The sequence below is a fragment of the Polyangiaceae bacterium genome (genome assembly GCA_015075635.1).
In the GTDB taxonomy this organism is placed as follows: domain Bacteria; phylum Myxococcota_A; class Polyangia; order Polyangiales; family Polyangiaceae; genus JADJKB01.
This window is the reverse complement of sequence record JABTUA010000001.1, coordinates 2,512,944-2,536,409: the sequence shown is the minus strand read 5'-3', so window position 1 is coordinate 2,536,409 and position 23,466 is coordinate 2,512,944. Positions and strand designations below refer to the sequence as shown.

General features: G+C 67.1%; 22 protein-coding genes. 8 read left to right on the top strand and 14 right to left on the bottom strand.

The window, feature by feature from the left end:
- Window positions 1-377: 377 nt before the first annotated feature.
- From HS104_11380 to HS104_11370, 3 genes are read right to left on the bottom strand one after another with little or no spacing between them, the layout of a single operon-like run.
- A complete protein-coding gene (locus tag HS104_11380; protein ID MBE7480571.1) occupies window positions 378-1,715 on the bottom strand; it encodes a cation:proton antiporter in 1,338 nt (445 codons plus the stop codon).
- The gene (locus HS104_11375) at window positions 1,712-2,956 is read right to left on the bottom strand and encodes a potassium transporter Kef (protein MBE7480570.1); all 1,245 of its coding nucleotides are present in this window, start codon (window positions 2,954-2,956) and stop codon (window positions 1,712-1,714) included. The genes HS104_11380 and HS104_11375 overlap by 4 nt, the downstream gene beginning before the upstream one ends.
- The gene (locus HS104_11370) at window positions 2,953-4,722 is read right to left on the bottom strand and encodes a mechanosensitive ion channel (GenBank protein ID MBE7480569.1); all 1,770 of its coding nucleotides are present in this window, start codon (window positions 4,720-4,722) and stop codon (window positions 2,953-2,955) included. The genes HS104_11375 and HS104_11370 overlap by 4 nt, the downstream gene beginning before the upstream one ends.
- A gap of 68 nt (window positions 4,723-4,790) precedes the next feature.
- Between HS104_11370 and HS104_11365 the strand changes: the two genes are divergently transcribed.
- From HS104_11365 to HS104_11355, 3 genes are all read left to right on the top strand, one after another.
- Window positions 4,791-5,231 carry a hypothetical protein gene (locus HS104_11365; GenBank protein ID MBE7480568.1) on the top strand — a complete coding sequence of 147 codons (441 nt, stop codon included), beginning with the start codon at window positions 4,791-4,793 and terminating at the stop codon, window positions 5,229-5,231.
- A 370-nt stretch (window positions 5,232-5,601) separates the two neighbouring features.
- Window positions 5,602-7,167 (top strand): hypothetical protein, encoded by a 1,566-nt coding sequence (locus HS104_11360; protein ID MBE7480567.1) that lies wholly within the window; start codon window positions 5,602-5,604, stop codon window positions 7,165-7,167.
- Window positions 7,168-7,289: 122 nt separating this feature from the next.
- On the top strand, window positions 7,290-7,574 hold the full coding sequence (locus tag HS104_11355; GenBank protein MBE7480566.1) for a hypothetical protein: 285 nt from the start codon (window positions 7,290-7,292) through the stop codon (window positions 7,572-7,574).
- A 495-nt stretch (window positions 7,575-8,069) separates the two neighbouring features.
- Here the strand turns inward: HS104_11355 and HS104_11350 are convergent, their stop codons facing one another.
- Window positions 8,070-9,356: a hypothetical protein gene (locus HS104_11350; GenBank protein ID MBE7480565.1), complete on the bottom strand. Its 1,287-nt coding sequence runs from the start codon at window positions 9,354-9,356 to the stop codon at window positions 8,070-8,072.
- Window positions 9,357-9,433: 77 nt separating this feature from the next.
- On the opposite strand from HS104_11350, the gene HS104_11345 reads away from it, so the two are divergent.
- Window positions 9,434-9,712: a helix-turn-helix transcriptional regulator gene (locus HS104_11345; GenBank protein ID MBE7480564.1), complete on the top strand. Its 279-nt coding sequence runs from the start codon at window positions 9,434-9,436 to the stop codon at window positions 9,710-9,712.
- Between the two features lie 59 nt (window positions 9,713-9,771).
- Window positions 9,772-10,053 (top strand): hypothetical protein, encoded by a 282-nt coding sequence (locus tag HS104_11340; protein MBE7480563.1) that lies wholly within the window; start codon window positions 9,772-9,774, stop codon window positions 10,051-10,053.
- A 651-nt stretch (window positions 10,054-10,704) separates the two neighbouring features.
- Here HS104_11340 and HS104_11335 read toward each other — a convergent pair.
- From HS104_11335 to HS104_11325, 3 genes are read right to left on the bottom strand one after another with little or no spacing between them, the layout of a single operon-like run.
- Window positions 10,705-12,267 (bottom strand): DUF2779 domain-containing protein, encoded by a 1,563-nt coding sequence (locus HS104_11335; protein ID MBE7480562.1) that lies wholly within the window; start codon window positions 12,265-12,267, stop codon window positions 10,705-10,707.
- Window positions 12,254-13,474: a transposase gene (locus tag HS104_11330; GenBank protein ID MBE7480561.1), complete on the bottom strand. Its 1,221-nt coding sequence runs from the start codon at window positions 13,472-13,474 to the stop codon at window positions 12,254-12,256. Before HS104_11330 ends, HS104_11335 begins: the two co-directional genes overlap by 14 nt.
- Window positions 13,471-13,755 carry a hypothetical protein gene (locus HS104_11325; protein MBE7480560.1) on the bottom strand — a complete coding sequence of 95 codons (285 nt, stop codon included), beginning with the start codon at window positions 13,753-13,755 and terminating at the stop codon, window positions 13,471-13,473. The genes HS104_11330 and HS104_11325 overlap by 4 nt, the downstream gene beginning before the upstream one ends.
- Before the next feature lie 85 nt (window positions 13,756-13,840).
- Between HS104_11325 and HS104_11320 the strand changes: the two genes are divergently transcribed.
- Window positions 13,841-14,014, top strand: a complete 174-nt coding sequence (locus HS104_11320) for a hypothetical protein (protein ID MBE7480559.1) — start codon at window positions 13,841-13,843, stop codon at window positions 14,012-14,014.
- A gap of 221 nt (window positions 14,015-14,235) precedes the next feature.
- On the opposite strand, the gene HS104_11315 is transcribed toward HS104_11320, so the two are convergent.
- A complete protein-coding gene (locus HS104_11315; protein ID MBE7480558.1) occupies window positions 14,236-14,694 on the bottom strand; it encodes a hypothetical protein in 459 nt (152 codons plus the stop codon).
- Window positions 14,695-14,891: 197 nt separating this feature from the next.
- Here HS104_11315 and HS104_11310 point away from each other — a divergent pair, with 197 nt between their 5' ends.
- The gene (locus tag HS104_11310; protein ID MBE7480557.1) at window positions 14,892-16,586 is read left to right on the top strand and encodes a trypsin-like serine protease; all 1,695 of its coding nucleotides are present in this window, start codon (window positions 14,892-14,894) and stop codon (window positions 16,584-16,586) included.
- Window positions 16,583-18,007, top strand: coding sequence for a hypothetical protein (locus HS104_11305; protein MBE7480556.1), 1,425 nt, complete (start codon window positions 16,583-16,585; stop codon window positions 18,005-18,007). The genes HS104_11310 and HS104_11305 overlap by 4 nt, the downstream gene beginning before the upstream one ends.
- A gap of 19 nt (window positions 18,008-18,026) precedes the next feature.
- Here the strand turns inward: HS104_11305 and HS104_11300 are convergent, their stop codons facing one another.
- From HS104_11300 to HS104_11275, 6 genes are all read right to left on the bottom strand, one after another.
- Entirely contained in the window at window positions 18,027-18,908 is an 882-nt protein-coding gene (locus tag HS104_11300; GenBank protein MBE7480555.1) for a metal ABC transporter permease, read from the bottom strand.
- 142 nt (window positions 18,909-19,050) lie between these two features.
- The gene (locus tag HS104_11295) at window positions 19,051-19,803 is read right to left on the bottom strand and encodes a metal ABC transporter ATP-binding protein (protein MBE7480554.1); all 753 of its coding nucleotides are present in this window, start codon (window positions 19,801-19,803) and stop codon (window positions 19,051-19,053) included.
- A gap of 3 nt (window positions 19,804-19,806) precedes the next feature.
- Window positions 19,807-20,283: a hypothetical protein gene (locus HS104_11290; protein ID MBE7480553.1), complete on the bottom strand. Its 477-nt coding sequence runs from the start codon at window positions 20,281-20,283 to the stop codon at window positions 19,807-19,809.
- Complete coding sequence (locus HS104_11285; protein MBE7480552.1) at window positions 20,280-21,083, bottom strand: hypothetical protein; 804 nt, start codon at window positions 21,081-21,083, stop codon at window positions 20,280-20,282. Before HS104_11285 ends, HS104_11290 begins: the two co-directional genes overlap by 4 nt.
- Before the next feature lie 2 nt (window positions 21,084-21,085).
- The gene (locus HS104_11280; protein ID MBE7480551.1) at window positions 21,086-21,994 is read right to left on the bottom strand and encodes a zinc ABC transporter substrate-binding protein; all 909 of its coding nucleotides are present in this window, start codon (window positions 21,992-21,994) and stop codon (window positions 21,086-21,088) included.
- Between the two features lie 13 nt (window positions 21,995-22,007).
- The gene (locus HS104_11275; protein ID MBE7480550.1) at window positions 22,008-23,366 is read right to left on the bottom strand and encodes a zinc-regulated TonB-dependent outer membrane receptor; all 1,359 of its coding nucleotides are present in this window, start codon (window positions 23,364-23,366) and stop codon (window positions 22,008-22,010) included.
- Window positions 23,367-23,466: the final 100 nt, after the last annotated feature.

The following is a 23,466-nucleotide window of genomic DNA, read 5'->3' as shown; positions in this document are numbered from 1 at the left end:
ATCCGCCGGCGCGGAGCAGGCGACGTTGACGGCGGCGCCCGCGGGGTTCGACTTGTGGGTGCCCGCCCACTCGCTGAAGAGCTTCACCAGCTGCTCGGTCTGCTGGCGCTTCGAATCCTCCGCCGCCTTCCTGGACTGGACGGCCGCCTCTTTGTCGACGATGTCCTTGTCCAGGGCGTCGAGCGCCGTGCGATCCGCGCAGTGCTTGTAGGCGTAGTCGCGCCATTGGCGCGCCGCCGCGAAGTCCTCGGCCACGATGCCTTGGCGGATCACGCTCTGTGCGTTCTCGCACTTCTTCGGATCCTTCTGGTTGCAGGCGGAGACGGCGAGGAACGCGAGGCAGACGGCCAGCTTGGGGGTGCGCATCGGGCGGGATACTACACGGGGTCGGGTCCCGGCGGCAGCGCGGTTTCGCCGGTCTTGTCCAGGGCCAGCTTGAACAGCACCGGCCCGACGACCTCGTTCACGGCGACCACGGCGATGCACAGCGAGCGGAGCGGGTCGCCGAAGCTCGGGAACGCCCTCGCGATCACCACCGACAGGCCGAGCGTGAGCCCGGCCTGCGAGACCAGGCCCGCCCAACCCCAGCGCCGGATCGGCGGCGGGTCGCCGGCCACGCGGGTGCTCAGCGAGTGCGCCACCCAGGTGGCCGCGGCGCGGCACGCCGCCAGCGCGAGCGCCAGCGGCCACAGCGAGCGCAGCAGCGGGATGTCCAGGTGCGCGCCGGCGGAGGCGAAGAAGACCACGAACACGATGGCGCTGGTCTGCTCCACCCCGTAGAGGAGCTTCTTGCCCTGCTGGGAGAAGTTCTCGACCACGAAGCCCGCGATCAGGAAGGTGAGCAGCGGATCGAAGCGGAGGTACTGAATGCCGGCGGTCAGGCCGTAGCCCAGCGCCATCAGCACCACCAGGAGCTCGGTGCCGACGAAGCGCAGGTAGAGCGTGAGCAAAATGCCGAGCGTCGTGCCGAGAGACGCGCTGCCCAACAGCTCGTGTCCCAGATGCTCGAAGTCCTCGAACGACGCCTGGGCGGCGGGATCGAGGAGCTGGCGCGCGAGCATCATCGCCACCGCCAGCATGACCAGCACGACCACGTCGGACGCCATGACGAAGGCGAGCGTGAAACGCGCGACGGGCCCCTGGGCGCGCGTTTGCGACAGGATGGCCAAGGTGACGCTCGGGCTGCGGCTCACCGCCAAGACGCCCCAGAGCAGGCCGGCGGCGAGCACGCCCAGCTTGGAGAGCCCTGCGGTGAACGGCATGAAGCGCGCGAGCAGGAAGAACGCTCCCGTGGTGACCGCGAGCACGATCAGCGACTGGAAGAACATTGCCGAGGCGAGGCTCTTGAAGGCGCTGCGGAGATCCGCGACCCGCAGCTCCGCCCCGCCGGCGAGGGCGATCAAGGCGAGGGCCAGCGTGTTGACGACCGAGAGGCGACCGACCGTCTCGTGGTCGATCAGGCCGAGCAGGTGTGGGCCGGCGACGACGCCTGCCAGGATGTAGCCGGTGAGGTGGGGAAGACCGACGACCTCGCAGAGCTCGCTGGTCAGAGTCCCGGCCAGGAGCAAGAAGCCGATGGCGCCGATCAGCTGGCCCATGCCGTGGGACTCCGGCACGACGCGCACCCCGAGCCAGAGCAGCCCGAACACCGCGACCAGCGTCACGAGCTGGGTCAGCCGCGCGGTGACGGACTTCTGCTGGGCGACGCCGCTCACGGGGCCCTCGCTGGCGGTCGGCTCGACCGGCCGGCGGAGGTGCGCGACGACGTCGGAGGCTCGACCTCGCCGGCGCGCTTGAGCGCGAAGCGGAGCGACGTGGGGCCGACGAGCTCGCCGAACAGGGTGACCGCGGTCGCGACGACCAGCACGGTCTGCCCGACTTCACCGCGGAATCTGAAGGCGAACGCCAGGCCGAACGCCAGCGCCACGCCGCCCGAGGAGAGCAGCCCGAACCCGAGCAAGGGCCCAGCCTTCTTGCCACCCCGCGAGAAGCGCAGGAGCGAGCCGCTCGTCCATTTGACCGCGATTCGAGCGAGGAGGACGACGGCGATCAAGAGCAGCAACCGCGGCGGCGCGTCGAGATCCACGTAGGCGCCGGCGAGCACCAGCACCGGCAGGAGCACCGAGTGCTCGGTGCGTTCGAGCATCGCGCGGAGCTCGTGGCGGCGCCCCGCCAGGAGCGAGAGGGTGAGCCCGAGCATGAAGCAGATCCCGAGCGCGGAGCTGCCCAGGCGCGTGGCGATGCCGATGCCGAAGAGGGCCGCGCCGAGCACGATGCCCCAGGTCTGGGTCACGCGTTCTTCCACCCGGAGCAGGGCGGAGGCCAGCGCTCCGAGCAACACCCCGCTGCCGAGGATGCTGAGCGCCACGCCCCAGAACGGCAGGCTGAGGGCGAGCCCCGGCGCCGGATCCAGCGCGAAAGCCAGGGTGATGGCGACCACGGGGATGACGTCGTCGGCTTCGGAGACGTCGGCGACCAGATCCGAGAGCGGGCCTTCGGCCGCGTAGCGCTCCACCACCCAGCGCACGGCGTAGCGGGTGGTCTCGCACGAGACGGCGCCGACGCCGATGCAGGTCACCAGGAGATCGTGCCCGCGCAGGGTGGTGAAGCTCTGGGCGTAGACCGCGAAGGCGCTGGCGACGCCGACGCCGGAGCCGAGCGCCAACAGCACGCCGGCGAAGAGCCGCCGCGCCCGGATACGGCGCGCCCCGACGAAGCCGTAGTCCACGCCGATCACCAGCGCGAGCCAGGCCAACGCCACCTGGGCCACGGGCTCGAGCGCCGCGAGCGTCGCGCGATCGACCGCGCCGAGCGCGTGCGGTCCGACGACCAGCCCGAGCAGCACCCACTCCGAGCCGGAGGGCAGGCCGTAGCCGCGGATGGCGCGGCCACCCACGAAGATGCTGCCGAGGTAGGCCAGGACGAGCAGGCCCACCAAGACCAGGATGGAGCTCACGCGCTCCCCGCGGCCCGTCCCCGACCCAGGCGCACGCCGCGCTCGGAGAGCGCTTCGAGGACCATCTTCAAGAGCTCTCCGCGGGCGGTCTCGCCCTCGGATTCGACGGAGACGCGGTAGCGCAGACCGTCGGCGTCGGCGCCGAGGAGCTGGACCTTCACGTCGTCGCCGACGCGAGCTGCCGCGGCGGCGAGCAGCTCCTCGACGGGCCCCGGCTTCTCCTCGGCGGCCACGACGAGCTCGACCCCGACGCGTCCGGCCGCCGCCACCAGCTCGGAGGTCTGGAAGAACAGCAGGAGGTGTGGGATCCGCACCAGGCTTCCGTCGTCGGACTCGAGCTGCACGTCCAACAGCCCGACGCTCTTCACCCGCCCCGAGCGCGAACCGACGCGGGTCAGATCTCCCGGCGAGAGGCGCCCCGAGTAGAGCACCGCCGCGCCAGCCAGCGCGGTCGCGAGCAGCGGCGTCGCAGCGAGCCCGAGCGCCGCCACTACGACCGTGCCCGCGCGCGCCAGGGCGCCCTGGCTGTCGCCGGTCACCACCGGCGCCGCGAACACCAGGGCCGCCGCCACGATGCCCATGCGCAGGAGCAGGCTGGTCGGGCCCGCCAGCTCGGCGGGGAGCCAGGCCACGCGCGTCTCGCCGCGGGCCACGCTGCCGAAAAACATCGCGACGAAGCGCAGCACCACGAGCAGCGCCACGGCCGTGAGCGCGGTGACCACGAGCATCGGGATGGTCGCCACCACCCGGCCGAGCAGGCCGGTGATGGGGGAGATCACCAGGCCCGTGAGCTTCTCCGTGTAGGGCCGCGTGGTCTCGAACAGCGAGAGCGAGCCGAGCAGCCACAAGTAGATGATGCTGACCTGCGCGACGAAGCGCAGGGCGCCGAAGCCCACGACCAGGGCGCTGCGGAGCGCGGCGGGTTGCACCACCTCCAGCGAGTAGATGCGCAGCGCCGGGATCCGATCGGGGTGGGTGACGATGTAGTCCCGGGCGCGTTCGGTGAACTCCCCCAACTTGCGCAGGAGGTACACGGCGAAGAGCAGCGCCAGCACCACCAGCGAGAGCGAGAACACGGTGGTCGCGATGGCGCTGCGCTTCTGCTCGCGCCGCATGGCCTCGCGGACCTGGGTGGCGACCCGCGCCGCGTGCTCCTTGACGCTGAGCTCGCCGGCGGCGCTGGCGTCCTCCGGGTAGAGCTCGATCACCAGGACCTTGCCGGCGTAGACGGCCGCGCCTTCGCCGCGCTCCTCGACGCGTACGTCTTCTGGCTTGTGGCTGGAGATGGCCTCCTTCAGCGCCGCCGCCGCGGCCTCGGCGCGGGCCTTCGCGGTCTGGCTTCCGTGCCCCACCAGCAGCTGGAACACCGTGACGTCGCCCACCCGAACCGGGGAGCCGGCCTCGGCGCTCGCGCTCGGGGCGGGCGGCGCAGCGCTCGGAGGCGCGCTCGGCTCGGGCGCGGCGCTCGGCGTCGGCTCGGGCTCCGGCGCGGCGCTCGGCTCCGGCACGGCGCTCGCGATTGGCGCAGGCTCGGGCTCGGCGCTCGCGCTGGGCGCGGCCTCGAGCTCCGCGTCGGCAGGCGCGTCGAGCGCGGCGTCTCGCGGTTGCGCTACCGGCTTGGCTGCCGGCGGCTTCGGCGCGGGCAGCGCCGCTGGTGGCTTCGGAGTGGGAGGCGCGACGCTGGGCGCCTGAGCGCTCGCCGCGCCGGCCAGGCCGAGCCAGAGCGCGGCCAGCAAACCTGCCAGGCGCTGAGCTCGGAGCGACATCGCTCGGAGCTTCGACCACCCCGGGCTCGGGAGGCAAGGGGGGTCAGACGGACCAGGCGGAAACACGGATGGGCACCGGATTGAAAGGCCTGCGCCCCGGGGGCACCATGTCGAGCGTGAATGCCCGGCCGACGCTCGAGCGGATCGCAGAGGCTCTCGCCGCGGTGCGGCTGGACGCCGTGCTCGTGGGCAACGCGGCTGCGGCGCTCCACGGTGCGCCGGTCACCACCTTGGATTTCGACTTCATGTTCCGGGACACTCCGCTCAATCGGACCAAGCTCAAGCGGTTCGCCAAGGCCATTGGTGCAGTGGTGTTTCGACCCTACTACCCGGTGTCGAAGCTCTACCGCGTGGTGGACGACGACGCGGGGCTACAGATCGATTTCATGCCGGCGCTCCACGGAGTGCGCTCCTTCCGGGGGACGCCGCGGCGACTGGGCCGCAGAGCTCGAGAGCCCGCAATGGCCCGCAACGCGGGCCACATGGACGATGGCGAGCGGCGTTGCTAGAATCCCGTCGGGCCAGGAGGGAAGCGATGAAGCCGTTGCGATCGGTTGGTCTGCTAGTTGCAGGGGGGCAATAGCGCTGGCTTTGCCCTAAAAGGCGCGCCTGCCCCAAAAACCCAAATCCTGACCAGGAATTACGCGGCGCGGTACATCGGGTCGAAAAAATGCCGCTCAGCGAGTGTGCCACCGGATCCGTCAGCCACGATGTCGGGAGCGCTCGCGTTCACCATGACCCGGGCCGTCCCGAATTTCCGTTGGCGAGCCGCGAGCGCTGGCCCCGGTAGTTGCTCAGGCATCGGGCGCGAAAGCTGACGCAGCGTGAGTTGCGGTTCCACATCTTGACCGACATAGGGGCTGCTGCGATTCTTTCCCCATGGGGCGGACACTTCTTCGGGCGTTTCCAGCGATCGGCGTGCTTGCAGCATTTGGTTGCCAGGACCAAGGCGTGCGGGTCACGGGCGGCCCGGACACGACGCTCGATGATCCGCAGTCCGAGACGGCAATCGCGGTTTCGAGCACCCTGGACTTCGCGCCGTCCGTGGTTGTGGCCTACAACGACGACACGGATAACGAGGCGAACGGCTACATCGAGTACACGAGTTCGACGCGAACGATCCACCCTGGCGCAAGCCTCATGGGTTGGTCGTACTCGCTCGACCAGGGCCAAAGCTTCACGTACGGCGGGAAGGTGGCACCGCCTCTGGAGCAAGGCTGGTGGGCAATATGGAGCGACCCGGCGATCACTACGCAGACAAGCGAGCCCGAAAATTCCAACGTGTTCATGGGCTACCTAGCCATCTCGTTCCGGCCGTTCCTTGCGAGCGGCGGAACGTTGAGCGGCTTCGTCAACGGTGAAGTGGATGGAGCCTGCGTAGCTCGCTCGGGTGATGGCGGGCTCAGTTTTGGGCAAGCTGAGTGTTTCAATCACCCGACCTGCCACAAGTGCATTCTGTGCCCCGGCGGCGTCGGCGACAGTAATGGCCAGAGTTGCCTGAGCGACGACGACTGCTCAGGCTTCGGCGAGTACCAGTACTGCAAGGGCGACTTTTACGACGGCGGGAGCATGACCGGCACCGCGACAGGGCAGGTCTTCTACGCGGTGCACGACGTGCCTGCTGGCACACCTCACGTGTGGCGATCCACGATCAGCTCTCCGCAGTTCGCATTGCTGGACCTGCCGTTCCCGGACAGCCAGAACTTCGTGATGCATCCGAGGGTTCGCTTCGACCAGTACCGCGGACGCGTCTACATCGCCCAACAATACAGTTTCGACGTGGACACTTCGGCCTTGGCTGCAACCTATTTCGAGGACGGCGTGTGGGCACCACCGACGTTCAACATCATGCCGGGATCGCTCAATGTCCCGATCGGACCGACGGTGACGACCGCGAATGGGCCGATGCGGACGGCCAACCAGTTCTCGTTCGATGTCGGCGAGACTGAGGTGCGATTCTTTTTCAACACCCGAAATCCCGAGAACGGGAACCTGTCGCTTCGCATCGTTTCATGCACGCCAGAGTTGACCGGGTGCCAGGTCGCCTACGCGTGGGGCACGTCTCCGCCCGGGCCGGTCGCCGATAGATTCAACCCTCTCATCCGTGTTGAACCCAACGAACCGGGCTTCGGGGAACGTTGGGGCATACAGTACCAGACGACGCAGTTTGATCCAGGCGGAACCGTCGCAGTCCTTCGCGCCGTGCTCGATTCGCCTACCGCGCCGCTGACCCCACTGACCGCCGTGCCCAGCCGAGAGGCGTGTCCCACCACGACGACGTTCTATTGGGGCGACTACGATGACCTACAAGCCGTTGATCGCGACACGTTTGGTCGTGCGCTGTTCGTAACGGCGTTCACGCAATCGTATGACGGCTGCAACCCGGCCGACCAGAAGGCATTCACCGCCGAGTCCGTACATGTGAATGCCACGGTCTTCCCGTGAGAGCGGCCTTGACAGCTATCGCCGGAATCTTGGCAGCGTGCGCCGGGCACTCGACGACTGACTCCTCTCTCGGCGGAGGCGGCATGGGCCACGGTGGCGCTGGCGGAGTAGTCAGTGACGCGATGGAAGGGAGCGCACAATCGGGCGGAATGGGCGGCGTGCTGGACGCCGGTCACGCCGATGCAGATGCGCAAGCGGACGTTGATGGCGACGCCCAGGTGATCGATCCGGAGTCTTGCGACTACCCTGTGAAGGGCATTCACGCGTGCTGCAATGGCAAGCTCTGTCGTGGGCAGTGCAATCCCAAGACCGGCGAGTGCTACTGCGGCGCGATCAGCGGTGGCTGCTGGGTTCCCACGGTTTGTTGCGGCAGCGTCTGCGCGAGCGAGAAGCTATGCGGGAACTGAAGTTCGTAAGCACCGGCGTTGCCACGCTCGTGTTGCTGGTCATGTGCGGCGGAGAATCGTCGAACGACGATCACACAAGTAGCTCCGGCGGGACTGGCGCGGGGACAGGCGGCAGCGCAAACGGCGGAACAGCCGGGTCCGGTGGCTCGTCTCCAGACTCCAGCGGCTGGGGTGGCGGTGGAGGAGGAATCATCATTCCGGATTCGAGCATCGACTACATGAGCCCGAACCCATACCTCGACGCTGGCGAAGACCAATGGTGCGCGCCAGAGCCGGGGCCCGGAGCCGTTACTACCTGCTGCGGAGGCGCGCCTTGCAACGGCGGATGCCTCACTTCGGGGGCAAGCAAGACATGCGACTGCTTTGCAATCCCTGGAGGTTGCCCGCCAGGACTAATTTGCTGCTTGATCAAAAAGGGCTGTACGGCGGCGGGCTCGTGTCAGCCCGGATTCTGACCCCCGCCTTTTCTCTCCGCCAGCCCGAAGTCCCCGCCCGTCAGCGCCGAGTGCATCGCCGGTCGCAGTCGCCCATCTTGTCGCCCTTGCACAGCTCGATGCAGCTGCGCTCCACCAGCGGCTTGAGCTTCGTTTCCAGCAGCTGCTTGCAGAGGCCCTCGGCCATCGCGGTTCCGCCGTTGTCGAGCAGACACTGCACGAGCACGCTCCGTCGCGCCCGCAGCCAGGGGTCGCTCGCCGCGTCGGACAATGCCTTCTGTGCTTCCCGTGCTCGGCGACGAGCTTCTGCCTCGCGCTTGTCGTCCAGCGCCTTCTGGTAGGCGATGCAGCCTGCCTGGTAGTTCAGCTCGCAGGCTTTCTTGAACCAGGCCGCGTTGCTCGACCGCTGCCCCAGAGCGTAACAGGCTTGCGCGTCACCGGCCTTGCACTGGTCGGCTTGCTCCTTCAGCTTCTCGCGGAGCGCCGCTTCTTCTGCGGCGCGCTTCTCCTCTTCGAGCCGAGTTTTCTCCTCGCGCGCGGCGCGTTCCGAGCGCAGCTGCTCCTTCCACTGGGGGAACACATCCAGGCGGGACAGATCAACGTCTGCCACTTTCACGTTGCCTACGCGCGCGTCAGTGATCGGAGTCTCGTCGATCCCGCGTGGCGGTTCCTCACCGGCAAGATCGAAGCGTGCGATGCCGTCTTGCTCCGTCAGCGCCGTCCGCTGCGCGCCTCGGAGCGAAAGCGTCACGGTGACTTTCGCTGCTGCCGCTGTCTCGCACTGCTTCCAGGGTGTCTCCGTGCGCCAGGGCTGCGTCGGCCCCACTTCTTGCGTGTCCTGGCTGCGGAACACGTTGACAACGAACATCGCCCCAGCCGCACCGCCGACGACGACTAGTCCGACGCCGCCGTTCTTCTGATCCTTGGCCTCTTGGGACGTGCAGTCGCGCTCCACATCTTTGCCGGCTGCGTCGGTGTCCGTCTTCTTGCACGGGCCGCCAACCATGTACGCGCCGACGCCTGCGAGCACGACCGCCCCCCCGACGAGCAAGTACTGCGTGCCCCGCCCGACGCTCGTGAGCTTCTTCTTGGCGGTGGTGTCCGCGACCATGGGTGTTGTGGTCACGTCGCGGCACAGCGTGGTCTTCTGGACGAGCACGTTGACGGAGTTTCCCGACACCTTGGCCTCGCCGGTCAGGTCGCCGGGCTTCTGCTCATGCTGCGCCTGGGCCTGGCGTGATGGATCGGGGCGCGGGTTGTTCTGGACGGTTTGCGTCTCGTAGGGCGCGCAGGCAGCGGCGCAGACGATGGTGGCGGAAAGAACCAGGCAGGGTACTCGGGTGAGCACGGCTTACGCCTCCTCCGGATCGAAGGAGATGGTATACCATCCTGTTTCGAGGGACCACGGGAAACGACCGTGGCGGCGTGGAGAAGCCAAGCCAGGTCATCCGCGACGTGGGGCGCAAGATCCGCGAGTTCCGAATGCGGCGCGGGTGGACGCAGGAGCAGGCCGCGGAGAAGCTCGGCATCGCGTTACGGAACTTTCAGGCGATGGAGCGCGGCAAGCAGAACCTGACGCTCAAGACGATGGTGCGGCTCGCGCGGCTGCTCGGCGTGCTCACCAGGGACTTGCTGGATGATCCTGTGTCACGCGCCGTTCCCCGCGGTCGGCCCCCAGCACGCGGATCATCGCGTCGTCGGTGAGGCTGCCACCTTGACTGGGTCGCTATCGCGCGTCAGCATTTTGTCGTGGCGAGGCCACCATGCCAAAGAAACGAAACTTCTCTTTGCCAAACCGGTACATCCCGAAGCGATCCGGCGTGTACATCGTCCACGACGAGGAAGGCAACGTGCTCGACGTGGGCGAGTCCGCCAAGGTCGGCCAGCGTATCAGGACCCACGAGCGACGTGCGTGCTGGAGTGAGAACGCCGTTGGGGCCGTCCGCGTTCAGGTGGTGTGGACGCCGGGGAAGAAGAAGGCCGGGCGGCGCGTGGTCGAACACCAGCTGCGCGATGAGTTCGATCCTGATTGCGGCGAAAGGTAGTGCGGACCATGCCATCAACTGGCCTCAAACGCGGGCCATTCCCGAGAGCCGAGATCGACTTGCACGTGAAAGAGGGCACTTGCATCGGCGTGTACGTTCTTGGCAGATGACGATGGCAAGTTCATCGTGAGATACGTTGGCCGTTCGGATAATCATGCCGAGGGCGTCCGCGGCCGTCTTCACCAGCACGACAACGACAAGTCAAAACTGAAGTCTACCCACTTCAAGTTCGACTACTTCAGCCCGGTGAAAGAATCCTACGAGCGCGAGTGTAGGATCTTTCATGACTTCGAGCCCCCAGACAATGATGCGCACCCGCCTCGTCCGGCTGGGAAGAAGTATAGGTGCCCCGTTAGCGACGCCTGTTTTTCAGGAGATCAAGACGAAGACGACGGGTGAGTGTCGCCATCCGTCATGGGATACTCGTCCACCCGATGCTCGATCATCCGCAGCATGTCCCGCATCGCCGATACGTAGCCAGCATGCCAGTACGCTCGCTCTCCAGTGCCTTCGTCCAGGTGGAGCTGGGTACTGAGATGCTCCGCAAGTTCTGGTTCCCCCAGAGCCCCGCCCATCGTGGGAATGCGGACGCGAAGCATGCTTGTGAGAGCGGCCAGTACCGCTGAGTCCGTCAACTCCGCCGAGTTCGCCCTACTCTTTCTCTTGTTGCCCATGATCGATATGCGGCGGAATGCCCACGGGACCGCCCAGGGCGCGGAGGCACTCCACGAGGTCAACAAGGGGCATCGCATCCAGCGAGCAATACTCCAAGAGGGACGCCTTCGCTTTGCTGCGGCTGCTTTCGGTCAGCTCAAGGTCGAACATCAGCCGCTCTAGTTCTACGCTCGCTGTACCGCCATCCGCAATTTCGAGTTCGGCGTAGCCATCTCGTCCGAGCAGTGCCGGAAAGACGCGCTTGAGGGAGAAGCTTCCACCGAAGTCCGGATGGTACACGTGGTCCCGGACAATCGGCAGCACGTCCACCAGCCGCGCGATTACGCCTTCGAGGGCCTTGGCGGTGCGCGGAAGGTTGTCTCGCAGATGCTCGATGCAGCGCCGCTCGAACGGCGAGTTGTACGCCGCGATCCTCTTCGCGCCGCGCACGGCGTGTACCAGGGCCGCCGCGAGTTTCTCTCGCGGGTCGGCGGGCCCATCAGCGATCCACTCGTGGTGTTGGCCGTCCTCGAAGTGGACGCTGAACTGCACCGGCACGGCATCGTACGGTCGGCAGCCTTTCCACACCGGAATGGCCAGCGCGACGGTTTCGAAGTCGAGGTAGGCGACCGGGGGCTCGAGCGCGGCGAGCGCCGCCCCGAGCCCCGGCTCCACGATCATCCTGCCGGCCACCACGGCCTTGCGCTGACGCTCGGTCACGGCGCTGAGCACGAGGCCGCCGGGGAGGTCAAAGATTGTGTGGCACCCTTGCTGCACCAACTCCGCCACTTTGGTTCGGCGAATTCGGTGGAGCGTGCTCACGTGATGGTTCGGCAGCGGCGGCGCGCAGCGGGGCAGGAAGGGGCACTCGTACGGTTCGTGGCAGTGCTCACCCGCGGGCACGTTCGGGCAGGGCCCGTGAAGCACCTTGAGCTGGCGTTTGGCCTCTCCAGGGATCGAAGGCAGAGCCAGTTCAGTCTCGTGGGTCACGTCACTTCGCACGAAGAGGTTCGACAGGTTCGGGAATTGGCACTCGCGGTTCAAGTGCATGATCTCGACGCGCCTCACACACAGGCCGGCGCGTTCAAGCACGTAGCGTTGGACGGCGGCGTCGGGAATGTGCGCAGCCTTCACCTTCGTGGTGGACTTGACCTCTGCGAGCGTCCAGCCTCCGCCGTCGTGCTCCAGAATGTCCGTCGCGACGAAGATTCCGCCCTCAAAGAAGGCGGCCTCGTAGAGCACCTGAGCGCCGGACTTGACGGCGCGCTTGGTTTCGCGCACGCGGCGCGCTCGATCGCGATGCGGCGCGTCGATCAAGACGCCGCCGGGAACGTGGCCCCGCGCCACCTCGCCGACGCGAATCCCGCGATCGAGGATGGCCTGCTCGGCCGGCGTGCGCGTCAACTCGGGCGCGTCGGGCTCGTGGACTTCCAGCCAGAGCCGCTTGTGGCACTGGAGTCCCGCCGTGAAGCGGGACTTGGAGAGCTGGAGCTTGTCAAAGATCGGGTGCCTCGGTCGTGCGCCGGCCCCCGCGCTGGTCGCCGCGTCAGTGAAGGACACGGCCACCTTCGCTCGGCTGCCAGAACTCAGGATGTATCCCAAGCTCGTGCATCTCGTGGATCAAGACGACGATGTTGTGGCAGAGGAACTTGCACAGAACTTCGTTGACTTGGCTCTGAAACTTCTTCGAACGCAGCGAGCCACCGAACTTCTTCTTGATCATTCCGAAGGTGGCCTCCACGTTCGAACGGCGGTGGTAGTGCTTCAGGAATTCGTCGCGCTTGTACCAGAACAAGTGCCATAGCTTCCTCCACGTCTCCGTTCGCGGCAGGTTCGACACAGCGTTCTTCTTGAACGGGATGAACGGTGCAGCGCCGTGAGCTTCAATTGCCACAAGATTGGGCTCGCTCAAGTAGCCCTTGTCAGCGGAGACTTCGTGCATATCGAAATTCTCTGCGGTGCTGGCCACCAGGCCCGCCAGTTGCGTTGAATCACCGACGCTGCCCATCGTGACCCGTATGGCCGTGACCACGTTCGTGATCGTGCCGACCATGGCGTGTGCCTTCAGCCAGCGCTTGCGGCGCTCCTCCCCGTAGTCATGGCCGTACCAGCGGTCGTAAACGCTGGTGCCGAATCCGGTGGAGTCGATAGCGAACTGCGACTCCACGGACACCAATGGCAGCGCGGTCTCCCTGACGAGCGCGGTGAGCACCGGCGTCAGCGCCGGCATCGTCAGATAGTGGCTGATCGAGTTGTGGTGCGGAGCGTCGTCGATGAACCCGTTCTTCTGGCACTCGCGAACATCCGTACTCGCGCGCCGGCCGCTCATGGTCGTGTACACCTTGGTCGTCGCCGCGTGCACCACGTCGCCGAGACCGAGGCGAGGGCGGCCTCGGTTCTGTGGCGGGCTGACGACACCGGCGCAGAGATCGCGGAGCAGGATGTGGAAGTATTCCTTCTCCTTGGTCTGGGCCTCGTTGTACGCCGGCCAATCTTGTGGATAGCTCGGCCGCATGATGTCGGTGCTTGCATGGGGTTGAACGTGATGCTGGAGAGACTGGAAAAGACGGACCGCAAGGATGTGCTTGCAGTCGGCACCCCAATCTTCGAAGTCAGCGCAGGTACAGGTGCCTTGCGCCGTGTTGACCATGTAGCCGCCCTTCGCCTTCGATTGCGATGGGACGATCCACACGCCTTCACCCACATCGAGTAGCCCACCCCTGTTCGCGATCAGGTGAGCCTTGGCGAGTCGGCGCTCCGCGCTCATGACACACCCTTTGGCCCCGGCTCACGCTCGAAGAGGCGCACCACGCGCGAGTCGCAGGACGAAGTACTCACTCCAAGCACGTCGGCTGCGGTGCTGCCCATTGGCAACCGCTTCAGCAGCGCGAGCACGTTGGCCGAGTAGCGAACGACCCTGGCTTGCTCTGGCTCAAGCGTCGCCGCGAGCTGGAGCATCTCGACATGGATCAGGGAAAGACGGAGGGCGGCCTGGAGCGGCGTCATCGCGTCGCCGGAAAGCACGTCGTCTTGTCGCAGGTTGGCCATACCTTTTAGTGTATACCTAAAAGGAATACCCTGCAAGGTAAGCTAAACACTTGACGCCCATGACAGACTCGGCGATGAGTGAGCCATGGCCCTGGTCAAGCTCGACGGCTACCGGTGCGAGAGGTGTGGCCACCAGTGGCTTCCAAGGTCCGGAAAGACCTACGGAAAAGACCTGCCGATGGTCTGCCCGAAGTGCAAGAGCCCGTACTGGAACAAGCCGCTTCAGGGCAAGCCCCGGAAAAAAACACGTGCAAAATGAGCGAGGGCGCGGGCAAAGTGCCACCGTCTGAGCTTGTCCAGCAGCGGAGCGACGAAGCGCGCATGATGTAATCGGGCGATATCCATGCTCTTTTCTCCATGCCGGAAAAAAGAGCTTGCACGCCTTCCATCTCGGAAATAGACTACTCCCGAGCTGCCTGAGGCGTGAAAAGCTCTTTTCTCACAGGCTGCTGGGGGCGAAAACTTATCTGGAACTCACAATCACGGTTCCGGTGGTTTGTTCTCCTGAAGGACTTTTCCTGCTCGGTAGATATCGTCGCGATCCTTGAAGATCACGTCGTAAACATCGAGCCGCGACTTCTTGGCGTTCTTGGTAATGCCAGCAATTGTCCCGGAGGTTTTGTTGCGACCCGCATTACCTCCGCCATCACCAATTGCGATGCTCAGTTCTTCGAGCGTGATACCTTTTTCACCGCGGCCAAAAACGATGCAAAGGATTTTTCGCTGCCGCCTTTTCTTGTCTTGGTCACCAGATATAAATGAGAAGAACATTTCAACTGGCGATCTACTATCGGGTTCGGAATCCTGACCAGGCAGAGTTTCCCGACGACGCTGTTTTCTTGCTGGTTTGCCTGCGCTGGATAAAAGAGCGTTGTATTCGGCCAACTCGGTGACAGTAAGGGAAACCTGGGTTCCGTCCTTGAGCGTGATAAGGGGCACGGGCATGGACTAACCCATGCCGAAGACATCGTCAAGCACGATGTTTTATGTGCAGAGCTTATCTGCCCGAGAAATCGAGACATGGCGCGGGTTTTGCGACAAAGCCAATAGCGCTCGGAGGTTGTGATGTGGCCGGGGCGCCGCCGCACTCAGCGCGTTCACAGGACGCACTCTACGGCGCTGGCGTTTACCCCGACATGACGGCCACGTCGGGCATCGTGTCGACGGTCGCCTTCCTGGGAATCAACAAGCAGAGCGTGTGTTCCGGCACGCTCGTCGCGCGTGACCGAATTCTGACTGCGGCGCATTGCCTCTGCCAAGTCGACCAGCCGGGTGTGAGCGGCCAGGTGGTTCCGCAGGGTTCGGTGACGCTCTCATTCCCTCAAAAAACGGATGCGGACGGGGCGTTCAACACGAGCCAAGCGATCGGCTATCGTCATTGCACGTGTTTCGACGACGCTTCAGACGAGCCGCTCTCTCTCCTCGAGTGCGTGGGAGACGGCAAGCAGTGCACCTGGTCGAATCCCGAGAGTGCCCCCCGTTGGAACGAGCCGCGCATGACCACGGCGACCGGAACCAACATCCTCTCGGGCTCGGGATTCACCTCGCCCGTGACGTTCTCGCGAGGCGTAGCGCTGGACTTCGAGCGCTTCTGGGCGTGGCGCCAGGACTTGTCCGCGGGCGCGGTGGAAGGACACGGCGTTTGCACTGCCGCGCTGACGTCGTGCTCCACTCATGGGGCCTTCTTCTCCACGACCGCCGGCCCGATAGTGGGTGGCCGCGACCTCGCGGGCGACCTGCGCGACGCCTTCGAGCTCGTGACCACCCCGGCCCTGGCCATCAAGCCCTTGCTCCCCATCGGCGGCTCGGACGACGCGGGTTGCCCGTCGCTGCCGTGCCTCACTTGGGTGAACCCGGATCTCTACCTGAAGGACCCGGCTCTCTTCGACTTCGGAAACGAGTTGGTGCAGCCCACGCTGATCCAGATGGTCGCGGGGAACATCCTCGCCCGGACGCTGCCCAGCGCCGGAATCGACATCACGACGTCATTGGCGGCGGACGTTCGGAGTCTGATCTCCGACTCGAGCCTCATGTGGCTCGCACCCGCCGAACCGAGCGAGAGGGTCCGCCGGCTGAGCGGTCGCGGAGCGGTTCAAGCGGTGGTGTTTCCGCGTGACCTCACCGACGCGCGCGTCGCCACGGTGGTCCGGGGCGCCTCCGGCTTGAGCCTGGAACGGCGCGGCGGACCTGCCGAGCAGCTGGGCGCCGCTTCCGAACCCGCGCCGAGCGTTCGCGCGCGCCGGGCTTTCGGGGCGGTCCTGAGCGGGGTGGAAGAAGCCGTGTACGTGGCCGGCGGCGTGGATTCAATCACCGGAGCGCCGGCGCGGAGCGTGCTGCGCTACGATCTCGCTTCCGGGACCTGGTCCTCCGTCGCCCCGAACCTAAAGGAGCGCCCGTCCACCCGCGTGCTCAGCACCGCGTGGGACCAGGAACGCCACCGGTTGTTCGTGCTCGATCTGGACGACGACCGGTTGGGCGCTTCGAAGCTCGACCGCGTGCGGCTCCTCTCCATCGACGTCCATGGCGGCGCGAGCAAGATCCTCCTCGAGCTTCCGTACTTGAAGCTCCACGACCGTTTGTGGATCCAGTGGTCGGATCAAGGGCTACTGGTGTATGGCGGGGCCAAGAAGACGCTGCGCATCTGGCGTTTCAGCGTGGGTGACAGCAGCATTTCGCTCACCGGTGTCCACACCAGGCAAGGCAGGCTGGTCGGCGAGCCGACCATGGGCAACCGCGATCCGATCGTTGCGGTGAGCAAGAACGGGTCGGTCGAGTACGTCACGGTGACCAGCGGTCTCTTCGGCTGGTGCCCACCGATCGGAGCCCTGTGAGGTCCCGCATCGTCGTCCTCTCGGTGGTGGTCGCAGCCGGTATCGCGTGGTCCTTTGGCGCCTGCGCGAGGGGTGGCGACGAAGAGTATCGGCACCCATGGGACGGTGGTGGAACCGGTGGCGGTGATGGCGCAGCGGACGATGCGAAGCACGCTCCCGTCGATGCCAAGGATGCGCCGGCCGACGCGCCGTTCGAGGTCAGCTTGTCCGATTCCGGCCTGCCAGCAGAGCACGCCTGGCTTGCGGATCCGATTATCTGGAAGCCGGCGCCGGGCAATGGGGCATGGGCTCCGAAGTGCGCGGTGTTCGAAGGGGTCTCCGCGCTGCTGAAGTTCCCCTCGCTCACATGGGAGGCTTGCGGACCCGGTTGCGCGCAGATGGACGTGACCGCCGGGTTCGGCAAGGTGAGCTACCCGACGCTCAGCACCCCACTCCTGCCCGAGGGGCCGGTTGCGTTTCTCCAGATTGAGGTGGGGGTCGAGACCGAGTCCCACTGGTTCATCCCGCGGCGGATCGTGAGTCTGTCGAACGGCGCGACGATTGCTGCCGTCCTACGGCAAGTGACCAAGGCTCCCGGGTATGCGACATGCGTGTTCGGGAATGCACGCGATGATGCATTCTCGAACCTGGTGGCGGGCAACTCGCAGGAGCTGCCATTCACCTGGCTCCCGGACGAGAAGGCATGGCGCTGGGCCACCCCTCCGCTCAGCGGCCTGCCACAGGGCCGCATGGAGTTCACCATGGACTCCTCGACGCCGATCCGCATCAAGACCGGAAAGGGCGCCGTTTTCGCGCTGCTCGACGTCGCCAAGAACGTTTGGACGTTGCTGGAGAGCAACTCGCACAGCCAGCTCGGCGGGGGCCAGGGCGACCTCGCAGTCTGGACCGACTACCCGAACGCATCTAGCGAGCGCATCCGCGGTTGGTCGCCGGACGGCAAGGGGGTGCGCACGCTCATCGAGTCCGTGCCCACCGACACCTGTTGGGTGGGGGTGAGCCCGACGGACATCGTCGGACTGGCGGCCAGTGCGTGCAAGCTCTTCGGGGACCTGAGGTTTTGGAGGGCGCCTCGCTCAAAAGACACCATCGCATTTCCGCCGAGTGTGAGCCCGACGCTCGACTACGGAGCCAATTGGGCGGTTCGCACTTGGGGCGGATACGCGGGCACTGTGCTCTACAAGCCGGACGACGCGGGCGCGTTCTCCAAGACCAACTCGCTCGTGCTGGTGCAGCTTTCGACCTGGAAGGCTTGGCGCATCGAGCCCACGCCAGGCAGCTACTTCGACCAGGACACCTGGAGCCTGACGGACACCGCCGTCTACCTCGGCGAGCAGAAGATCGGCGCTTCGAGCATGGGGCTCGCCCTGGTGAAGCGCATCGATCTCTCGATGCTGGACCTAGTCGCAACACCGCTCGGGTAAACGCGGGATCGTCTCGCGTTCACGCCGCGCTGCCGCGCAGCACCCGCGCCAGTGGCAGGCAGACCAGGAGAAAAAGCAGCGACAAGGTTGCCTGGGACGCACCGACCGGGAACTCGAAGAAGAAGGCGAAAAGGTAGCCGAGCCCGCCGGCGAGCCCGCCGAGCAGGCCCGCCAGGACGAGCGCCCAGCGCACCCGCTCGAGCAGCGCGAGGGCGGCCATGGCCGGGGCGACCGCGAACGCGAACACGGGCAAGGCCCCGATGGCACGCGTGGTGATCGACACTTCCAGCGCCACCACCGCCCACAGCAGGAGATCGAGGAACCGCACCGGCAGCCGGTGCACGCGTGCGCCCTCGGGGTCGAAGCCGGCGAACAGGAAGCCGCGGTAACAGGCCGTGATCACCAGCAGCGTGAACAGGCCCGCCCCGATCACCAGCGCCAGATCCAACGGGCGCACCAGGACCGCGGTGCCGAACAGGATGCTGGCGATGTCGTGGGACTCCTGCGCGATGCGATCGCCGACCAGGATGGCGCCGGCGCTCGACGCGAGGTAGACGAGGCCCACCAGCGTCTCGCTCGGCAGCCGCATGCGCTGCATGCGCAGGGTGAGGACGGCGGTGGCCGCGAGGGCCAGGCCGAGCGCGCCGAGCGCGGGCGGGATCCTGGCGTGGAGCGTGAGCTCGAGCCAGAACGCGAGCGCGACGCCGAGCCCGGCGGCTTGGCTCACCGCCGCGGTGACGAACACCGCGCGCCGGAGCACCACGAACACGCCGAGCACGCCCAGCACGAGCCCCGCGAACACGCCGCACAGGACCGGATCGCGGTAGATGCCGAGCTCCCAGCCGTGGGCGAACTCCGACCAGGTGGGCACGCCTTCCACCGCGCTCCGCTCGGAGCCCATTGGCACGCTGGGGACCTCGAGCGCCGCGTTCGGTTCGCTGGCCGCGTCGGTCTCGGGACCGGCGCCGAGGCCGCCGCCGAACGCCTCGTCGAGCTCGCCCGCGCTCAGCGCTTCGCCGCTGGCCGCGGGGGCCGGGCCGGCGTCAGCCATTTTCGTCCTCCAGCGTCTCGATCGCCGGCGGGCGCTCGCTGAAGCGCGCGTGGAAACGCTCGTCGGAGAACACCTCCGCGGGTGCGCCGCTGATGGCGGTGCCGGTGTCGCGATCGAGCAGGAGCGCGCGATCCGCGAAGCGCCGAACCATCCCCAGGTAGTGGCTGACGATCACGATGGCCAGGCCGTGGCGCTTGCGCAGGCCGTCCAGCAGCGTGAACGCCTCGTGCTCGGCCACCTGATCCATGGCGCTGGTCGGCTCGTCGAGCACGACCACGTCGGCCCCCGACAGGCTGAGCCGGGCGAACAACACCCGCTGCTTCTGGCCCTCCGAGAGCCGGCGGAACGGTTCGTCGCCCAGCGGCAAGACGCCCATCTCGTCGAGCGCGCGCTCGACCTCCGGCGGCTCGCCGCCCAGGCGCGGCCGCAGGAACGACCAGCCGCGATCGAGCCCCATGCGCACCACGTCCCGGGCGAGCAGCGGGTAGAGCTCGTCGATGGCCTTGCGCTGCGGCAAGTACGAGAGATGCAGGCCCTGCCGCCCGTGCTCGACGCTGCCCTTCACCGGCGGAAGCAGGCCCAGCATGGTCTTGAGCCAGGTGGTCTTGCCGGACCCGTTGCGGCCGATGATCGCCCAGAACTCGCCCGCGCGGATCTCGAGATCCACCGGCGGCAAGATGGCCTGGCCCAGGTAACCGACCTCGAGGCGGCGGCTGGCGAGCAGGGTGCGGGGCTCGGCGGTCATGACTCAGTGCGCGTGGCCTTCGACTTCGGTCAGCATCAGCCACACGCTCGGCAGCGCGCTCGGGCCCAGGCGCAGGAAGTAATCTCCGCTCTGGTCGAGCCCGAGGTCGAAGTGCTCGGGGATCGCGTTCGGACAGTGCTCGTTCGGCGCGCCCTCCGGCAGGAGCTCCGTCGCGTCGCTGCCGAAGCTGAGCCCGGTCGCGACGTTCGCGGTCCCGAAGAACAGAAGCGCGTTCGACGGGCCCTGGAGCTTCAGGTAGCCGGGCTTGCCGCTGGGCAGGGTCACCGTGTACGGAGTCTCGGCGAGAGCGAGCGCCGGCGCGCTCGCCGTGTCCTCCGCCGCGACGAGCGCCGTCCCGGTCTCGGAGGCCTGCTCGCAGGCGTGCTCTTCCGGGTCTTCGCCCGCGGGAGTGGATGCGTCTTCGCCACCGCAGGCGGCGGCGAGCAGACCGAGCAGGAAAAGGAGAGGAGTCGTTTTCATTCCAGGCGAGCCTCCATGGTTGCCGCTGCGAGCTTCTCCGACAGTGCGATGAGCTCGGCGTCGGTGAGCTGAATCGTCCCGGAGCTCTGGAGCGCGGCGAAGTCGAGGCCGTCGAAGAGCGTCCCGTCCAAGCCGACCCCGACCTCCAAGCGCAGGCGCTCGGGCGAGTGGCGTCCGATCGAGGTGCTCATGGCCCGCGACAGGCTGAGCGCCGGCAGCTCCAGCGAGAGCGTCGCGGGCACCGGCAGCTCGGCGCCCGCCGGACCCTTTTCGACCGTGGCTTCGAGCTCGAAGCGGCCGAAGCGCGCGTCGGCCCGCGCGATCTGGGCCTCCGGCAGCTCCCGCGAGGGCAGGACGCGCTCGAGCGCCGACGCTTCGGCGGCGTACAGGTCGAGCGGCTCGCCGAGGGGCAAGCGCACGACTGGAGACAGCACCACGCTGCCGCCGGCGAGCTCGGCCTCGATCTCCTCGTAGGCGACCAGCCGGCCGTCGTCGGCGTGGCAGTGCCCGCCGTGGCACAGCGAGTAGCCCGCCGGCGGATTCGCTGGGTCGAACCTCCCGCCGCCGCTCGGGCCGCTCGACGCGAGCAGGCGCGCCTCGTCCAGCCGCCAGCGCGCGCTGTCGATGCTGACCCAATATCCCAGGTCCGTGAGCACGGTTCGGTTGCCGAGGTCGCGCGCCGGGCCGGGCTCGAGCCGCGCCGAGATGCTCGCGCTCTCGAGCGTCGCGAAGCCGTGGCCGGCCTCGAACGTGCACGCCACGCTGCCGAGCCCAAGCAGAAGGACGAGGACCGTTCGCATGCTCACTTCCCGTAGATCTTGGCGAGCTGCTTCACCACGCCGTCCAGGTGCGTGATGTACGTCTGCCTGCCCTTCACGTTGGGGCCGCCGGGGATCTTCACCAGCGTGGCGCCGGCCTGCTTGGCGATGAGCTCGCTGGTCTTGGCGGGGTAATACGCCTCTTGCAGCACCGACTTCGCTCCTTGCTGCTTCGCGACCTCGATCACGTGCGTCACGTGATGCGGGTTCGGCGGGATGCCCGGGCGCGGCTCGACATATTCGACCACGACGAGCCCGAGCCAGTCGGCGAAGTAGGCGATGGAGCGGTGGTAGGCGATGACCTTCTGCCCTCGCGCCTTCGCCAGCGTCTTCTCCCAGCCCTTGGTGGCCTTGCCCAGCTTCTTGATGAAGGCGAGGGCGTTCTGGCGGTAGTCCTCGGCGTGAGTCGGGTCGAGCTTGGCCAATCGATCCGCGATGCCCTTGGACACGCGCGCCGCCTGGCGCGGATCGAGCATGTAATGGGGGTTTCCGTGCGGGTGAACGTCGCCTTGGCTGCGATCGACCTTGCCGGTCGGGATCTCCAGGATCTTCACCAGCTCCGAGCAGTCGAGGTAGCCGTCGGCTCCCACCTGGATCTTGCCGTTCCGCGAGCCGGTCTGGAGCGTCGGCAGCCAGCCCGTCTCGAGCTCGAGCCCGACTGCGATCAGGAGCTGGGCCTTCGCCAGCCTGAGCGCCAGGTGCGGCTTGGCGTCCACGAAGTGGGGATCCTGAGTGTGCAGCGCCAGCGGTGTCACCTCCACGTGCGCGCCGCCCACCTCCTTGGCGATGGCGGCCAGATCGGAGGTCGTGGTGACGATGGACAGCGCGGCGAATGCGCGCGCCGGCAGGAACAAGACAGAGAGGACGATCAGGGCTCGGATGCAGCGAAACATGGTCGGTTCCTTGTCAGAACGTGTGCGCGCCGTGGGCGCCCACGACGACTTCCGCGGCCAAGAAGGCCGCCCAGATGGGCTGGCCCGCGCCCCCCATGTCGCGCGAGCCTTGCAGCCGGAAGCGAGAGAACTCGCTCGGCCAGTGGGTGAGGTTGGCGCTCACGCGGTGGCGGAAGCGCGTCCACTCGGGGTCGAGGGGGTCGGTGGCCACGGCGCCGCCGAGGTCGTAGGCGGGAGAGCCGGCCTCGTAGCGGAGCGCGCTGCCCCAGCGCCGCGCGAAGCGGACGGCGACCTGGCTGTAACCGCTCGCGTCCCAGAGCACGTCTTCAGGCACCTGCCGCCGGCGATACAAGAGCTCCGTCTGCCAGCCGACGGACGTGGCGCTGGTGCGGGTGATGGGTCGGTACTTCAGGTACAGATCCGTGCCGAAGACCTCGGTGCGGTTGTCGCGTCCGCTGGCGTTCGGGCCGAAGGCACCGGATAGACCCCAGAGCAGCGACCAGTCGTGGGACAGGTCGAAGAACTGCTCTAGCGCGGTGACGTAGAGCAGATCCGCGGGGCGCTCGACGCCCAGATCGTTCGCGCCGTAGAAGCTCCGCGCGCTGGCCTCGCCGCCGGCCTGCGTCGCCGACGCCACGAGCTCCGCGTACCAGGGCAGCGGCAACAGCCAAGACAGCTCGACGCCGAGACCGCGGTTGCCCTCGGCGCCGAACACGCGCCCGATGGCGAAGGGCTGATCGGCGAAGTCCCAGGCGTGCGGGTGGGTGGCGTTGATGCGTCCGAAGCGGGTGAGGAACTGCCCGAAGCGCGCTTGCAGGCCCTGAGGCAGCTCCAGCGTGGTGGCGTAGACCTCCTCGATCTCCACGCCGGCTTCGGCGAACACCAGGTTCGCGTCGAAGCGCAGGTAGGGATCGACGACGCTCCTCGCGTTGAGCTCGAGCGATTGCAGGTTGAAGCCGTTGCGGCTCGGATCGTGTCCGCCGGTCTGGCGGTGTTCTTCGTCGGAGAACCAGGCCGCGGCGAAGTCGGCGATCAGCGCCAGATCCGGGTTCATCGACTGCGTTCCGCGGGCGGGCGCGGCTCGGGTCGGCGACGCGGGCGCGGAGCCCGGCGTGGACAGGTCTTGCTCCAGCTCGGCGAACACCGAGTCGGTCTCGCTGGTCGCCGGCTCGATCGGCGGAGCGCTCTCGCTGGTCGCCGGCTCGATCGGCGGAGCGCTCTCGCTGGCGGCCGGCTCGGCCGCTTCTTCGACGTCGGGCTCGTCGGCAGGCGTACCCGGTGGCGTGGCCTGGGCGAACGCCAGCCGCGCGCCGAGACACGCCGCCAGAGTGATGCGGGTGGTGGGGACCACGGGAGTGATCGCGTGTTGGATGGAACGATGGAAACGATGCGTCGCGGGCGCCGGTCGTGGGCGCGGAGTCGCGTGGGATGGACCACGCCGCGCGAGCTGGCCGCGCGAGCGTGTGGAAGGC

Coding starts and splice junctions, on each gene's coding strand:
- HS104_11300 (MBE7480555.1), bottom strand. CDS start 18,908: ATGGGCTCCGAGCGGAGCGCGGTGGAAGGCGTGCCCACCTGGTCGGAG.
- HS104_11295 (MBE7480554.1), bottom strand. CDS start 19,803: ATGACCGCCGAGCCCCGCACCCTGCTCGCCAGCCGCCGCCTCGAGGTC.
- HS104_11280 (MBE7480551.1), bottom strand. CDS start 21,994: ATGTTTCGCTGCATCCGAGCCCTGATCGTCCTCTCTGTCTTGTTCCTG.
- HS104_11365 (MBE7480568.1), top strand. CDS start 4,791: ATGGGCACCGGATTGAAAGGCCTGCGCCCCGGGGGCACCATGTCGAGC.
- HS104_11330 (MBE7480561.1), bottom strand. CDS start 13,474: ATGAGCGCGGAGCGCCGACTCGCCAAGGCTCACCTGATCGCGAACAGG.
- HS104_11320 (MBE7480559.1), top strand. CDS start 13,841: ATGGCCCTGGTCAAGCTCGACGGCTACCGGTGCGAGAGGTGTGGCCAC.
- HS104_11325 (MBE7480560.1), bottom strand. CDS start 13,755: ATGGCCAACCTGCGACAAGACGACGTGCTTTCCGGCGACGCGATGACG.
- HS104_11310 (MBE7480557.1), top strand. CDS start 14,892: ATGACGGCCACGTCGGGCATCGTGTCGACGGTCGCCTTCCTGGGAATC.
- HS104_11370 (MBE7480569.1), bottom strand. CDS start 4,722: ATGTCGCTCCGAGCTCAGCGCCTGGCAGGTTTGCTGGCCGCGCTCTGG.
- HS104_11285 (MBE7480552.1), bottom strand. CDS start 21,083: ATGCGAACGGTCCTCGTCCTTCTGCTTGGGCTCGGCAGCGTGGCGTGC.
- HS104_11355 (MBE7480566.1), top strand. CDS start 7,290: ATGGAAGGGAGCGCACAATCGGGCGGAATGGGCGGCGTGCTGGACGCC.
- HS104_11290 (MBE7480553.1), bottom strand. CDS start 20,283: ATGAAAACGACTCCTCTCCTTTTCCTGCTCGGTCTGCTCGCCGCCGCC.
- HS104_11340 (MBE7480563.1), top strand. CDS start 9,772: ATGCCAAAGAAACGAAACTTCTCTTTGCCAAACCGGTACATCCCGAAG.
- HS104_11360 (MBE7480567.1), top strand. CDS start 5,602: ATGGGGCGGACACTTCTTCGGGCGTTTCCAGCGATCGGCGTGCTTGCA.